Genomic DNA, 3813 nt, shown 5'->3' on the forward strand with positions numbered 1-3813 from the left:
GGGCACGTCATCGCCGGCGCGGGGGTGGGCCGGGCGCTGGCGTTGCACGGGGCGGACGTGCTGAACGTGTGGCGGCCCGGCGAACTGGAGCACGACGTCACCTACATCACGGCGAACGTGGGGGTGCGGTCGGCGACGATCAGCCCGTACGAGTCCGCGGGGGCCGGGCTGCTGCGGTCGTTGCTGCGGGACGCCGATGTCTTCTACGCCAACCGGCGACCGGGGTATCTGGACAAGATCGGGTTCTCGGCGGAGGAGGCCGCGGCGGTGCGGCCCGGAATCATCCACGCGACGGCGTCGCTGAACGGGCAGCAGGGGCCGTGGGCGGACCGGGTGGGGTTCGACCAGAGCGCGGGCAGCCTGGTCGGGATGATGCACCTGGAGGGCGACGGGGTGCGGCCGGCGCTGCCGCCGATCCTGGTGGTCAACGACTACATCGTGTCGTGGCTGATGGCGGCGGGGATCGTGGAGGCGCTGGCGCGGCGGGCCCGGGACGGCGGGAGCTACCGGGTGCACGTGTCGCTGACGCGGGCGGCGCTGTGGATCCTGGGGCTGGGCGTGTTCGACAAGACGTACGCGACGGAGGTCGCGGGCCGTGGTGAGGAGCACGAGTACCTGGACCCGGAGACCTTCACCGCCGACACGCCCCTGGGGCGCTACCAGGGGGTCACGGACCAGGTGCGCATGTCGGCGACGCCGGGCCGCTACCGGACGGTGCTCGTGCCGCGGGGCTCGTCACGGCCGGAGTGGCTCTGAAGAGGCGGTTGCCGGAGCACCACTCGCCGGGAGGCACAGCCGGCACCCGGCGCACCCGCACCCGCGACGGCAGAACTCGCGCCCACGAACGCGGAACTCGCACCCACGAACGTGGAACTCGCGCGGACGAACGTGGGACTCGCGCCCAGGCCGAACCGGCGCGAGTCCCACACTCGGGCACGCGAGTCCTGCGCTCAGGCGCGTGAGTTCCGCGCCCGGGTGCGTGAGTTCCGCGCCCGGGCGCGAGGCCCGCTCAGAGGCCGTACGTCTTGCCGATGATGTCCCGCTGCACCTCGCTCGTGCCGCCGTACACGGTGCTCACCACGGTGGCCCGTAGGTGGCGCTCCATGTCGTACTCGGTCGCGTAGCCGTAGCCGCCCATCATCTGCATTCCCTCGAGCGCGATCTGCTTCGCGGTCTCGGTCACCTTCAGCTTCGCCATCGAGGCCTCCCGCGGCAGCTGCCGGTCCGGGTGCTCGTCCGCCATCGCCGCCACCCGGTACACCAGCAGCTCGCAGCACGCCAGCTCGGTCGCCAGGTCGGCGATCCGGTGCCGCAGCGCCTGGAACGTCCCGATCGGACGGCCGAACTGGGTGCGCTGCCGCACGTACTCCAGGGTGTCGTCGAGGATCCGCTTCGCCCGGCCGAGCATCGTCGCGGCGAGGATGAGCCGTTCGGCGTTCAGGCCCGCCGTCAGCTGGTGCCACGCCCGGTCGGCCTCGCCCACCACGGACTCGGCGGGCACCAGGCAGTCGGTGAAGTACAGGTCGTTGACCTCCCGCCCGCCCATCGTGTCGATGCCCTTGATCCGCAACCCCTCGGCGCCGGTGGGCACGCAGAACATGGTCAGCCCGTCGTGGCGCTTCCCGGACGTGCGGGCGACGAGCAGGATGTGGTCGGCGAGGTGCGCGTTGGAGCACCACGTCTTCTGGCCGTTGATCAAGTACCCGTCGTCGACCCGCTCGGCCTTGCAGGTCAGGGCGGCCACGTCGGAACCGGCGCCCGGCTCGGACATGGAGATCGCCTCGACCGCACCCGCGGCGACCCCGCCGATCACCTCGGTGCGCTGCTTCTCGGTGCCGAACTTCAGGTACGGGCCGGCCGCGATGATCGATGTCGTGTACCCGCCCACCGGCGCGAGACCGTAGGCACTGCGCTCGGCGAACACCGCGATCTCGGTCATCCCGCCGCCGGCGCCGCCGTACTCCTCGGGCAGGCCGGCCCCGAGCCAGCCCAGCTCGGCCATCCTCCGGTAGAGGCCGCCGTGGTGATTCTCCGTCCCGTTGCCGGTGAGCGCGTCGCGCTGCTCACGGGTGCCGCATTCGCGGCGGCAGAACTCGTCGATCGCCGCGGCGAACGCGCGCAGGTCGGGGTTGAGGTCGAGCATCGGAACCACCCATCTTCTTGTATCTGACCTCATACCAAATATATGATCGCGCCATCAGACTCAAGCCCGAGGAGACGACGATGACGTCGGTGCAGGAGACGCTGCGCTCGCTCGACCCGGCGACCGGGGAGGTCGTCGGTGAGTACCCGGTCGCGACCGCCGAGGACGTCCGCGCCGCGGTCGACCGCGCGCGGGAGGCCGCCCGGTGGTGGTCGGGCCTGGGCTGGTCCGGCCGGCGCTCGTGGCTGCGGCGCTGGAAGCGGGCGCTGGCCCAGGGCGCCGGCGAGCTGGCCGGGCTGATGAGCGCCGAGACCGGCAAGCCCCTCGACGACGCGCTCCTGGAGATCATGCTCGCGGTCGAGCACCTGGATTGGGCGGCCGGCCACGCCGAGCGCGTGCTCGGCCCGCGCCGGGTCCCCGCCGGCCTGCTCGCCGCACACCAGGCGGCCACGCTGGAGTACCAGCCGATGGGCGTGGTCGGCGTGATCGGCCCGTGGAACTACCCGGTCTACACCCCGATGGGTTCGATCTCCTACGCGCTGGCCGCGGGCAACGCCGTCGTGTTCAAGCCGAGCGAGTACACGCCGGGCACTGGGCGGTGGCTCGCCGACCGATGGGCCGAGCTGAGGCCTGAAGAGCCGCCGTTTCAGGTCGTCATCGGGGACGGCGCGACCGGCGCGAGCCTGTGCGCGTCCGGTGTGGACAAGGTCGCGTTCACCGGTTCCGGCGCCACCGCGCGGAATGTGCTCGCGTCGTGCGCGGAGTCGCTCACGCCGGTGGTGGCGGAGTGCGGCGGCAAGGACGCGCTGATCGTCGCGGCGGACGCGGACCTCGACGCCGCCGCGCAGGCGGCCGTGTTCGGCGCGTTCGGCAACGCGGGACAGACCTGCGCCGGGGTGGAACGGGCCTATGTGGACGAATCGGTGTTCGGCGAGTTCGTCCGGCGGGTCGAGGAGCTGGCGGGCCGCGTCCAGCCGGGCTCGTCGTACGGGCCGATCACCATGCCCGGGCAGCTGGACGTCATCGGCAGGCACATCGGCGACGCGCTGGACCGCGGCGGGAAGGCGGTCGTCGGCGGCCGGGAGTCGGTGCGGGCGCCGTTCGTGGCGCCGGTCGTGGTCACCGGCGTGCCGGAGGACAGCGCGGCGGTCACCGAGGAGACCTTCGGCCCGACGCTGGTGGTCAACCGCGCCCGCGACCTGGACCACGCCGTGGACCTGGCCAACGAGAGCCGGTACGGGCTGGCGGCGTCGATCTTCAGCCGGGACCGCCGGACGGCGGAGACGGCGGCCCGGCGGTTGCGCTGCGGTGGCGTGTCGATCAACTCGGTGCTGGGGTTCGCCGCGGTGCCGTCACTGCCCTTCGGCGGCGTGGGCGAATCCGGTTTCGGCCGCATCCACGGCGCGGACGGCCTGCGGGAGTTCGCCCGGGCGAAGTCCGTGACGCGGCAACGGTTCCGGCCGCTGCTGGACCTGATGTCGTTCGACCGCAAGCCGGCGCACGTGGCTCTGGCCCGCACCCTGCTGCGCCTGCGCCACGGCCGCTAGTGTCCTGAGTCGTTAATTCGAGTTCAGCTGTAGGGTGCGGCATGCCGAATCCGAAGCTGCCTGAGTTGGCCTTGTCCGTTGATGAGGCACAGACGTTGCGGAACTGGGTGCAGCGGCGGAAGA

General features: G+C 72.1%; 3 protein-coding genes. 2 read left to right on the forward strand and 1 reads right to left on the reverse strand.

Annotated features, from left to right (window positions below; genetic code table 11):
* On the forward strand, nt 1–756 hold a 756-nt coding region (locus D0D28_RS35145), incomplete at its 5' end, for a CoA transferase (protein ID WP_205413446.1).
* 253 nt (nt 757–1009) lie between these two features.
* Here the strand turns inward: D0D28_RS35145 and D0D28_RS35150 are convergent.
* The gene (locus D0D28_RS35150; protein WP_094007931.1) at nt 1010–2143 is read right to left on the reverse strand and encodes an acyl-CoA dehydrogenase family protein; all 1134 of its coding nucleotides are present in this window, start codon (nt 2141–2143) and stop codon (nt 1010–1012) included.
* Nucleotides 2144–2223: 80 nt separating this feature from the next.
* Here D0D28_RS35150 and D0D28_RS35155 point away from each other — a divergent pair, with 80 nt between their 5' ends.
* The gene (locus D0D28_RS35155; RefSeq protein ID WP_116115511.1) at nt 2224–3690 is read left to right on the forward strand and encodes an aldehyde dehydrogenase family protein; all 1467 of its coding nucleotides are present in this window, start codon (nt 2224–2226) and stop codon (nt 3688–3690) included.
* The last annotated feature ends 123 nt before the right edge of the window (nt 3691–3813 follow it).

The sequence above is a fragment of the Amycolatopsis ruanii genome, from assembly GCF_003385175.1.
Taxonomy (GTDB): Bacteria; Actinomycetota; Actinomycetes; order Mycobacteriales; family Pseudonocardiaceae; genus Amycolatopsis_E; species Amycolatopsis_E thermalba.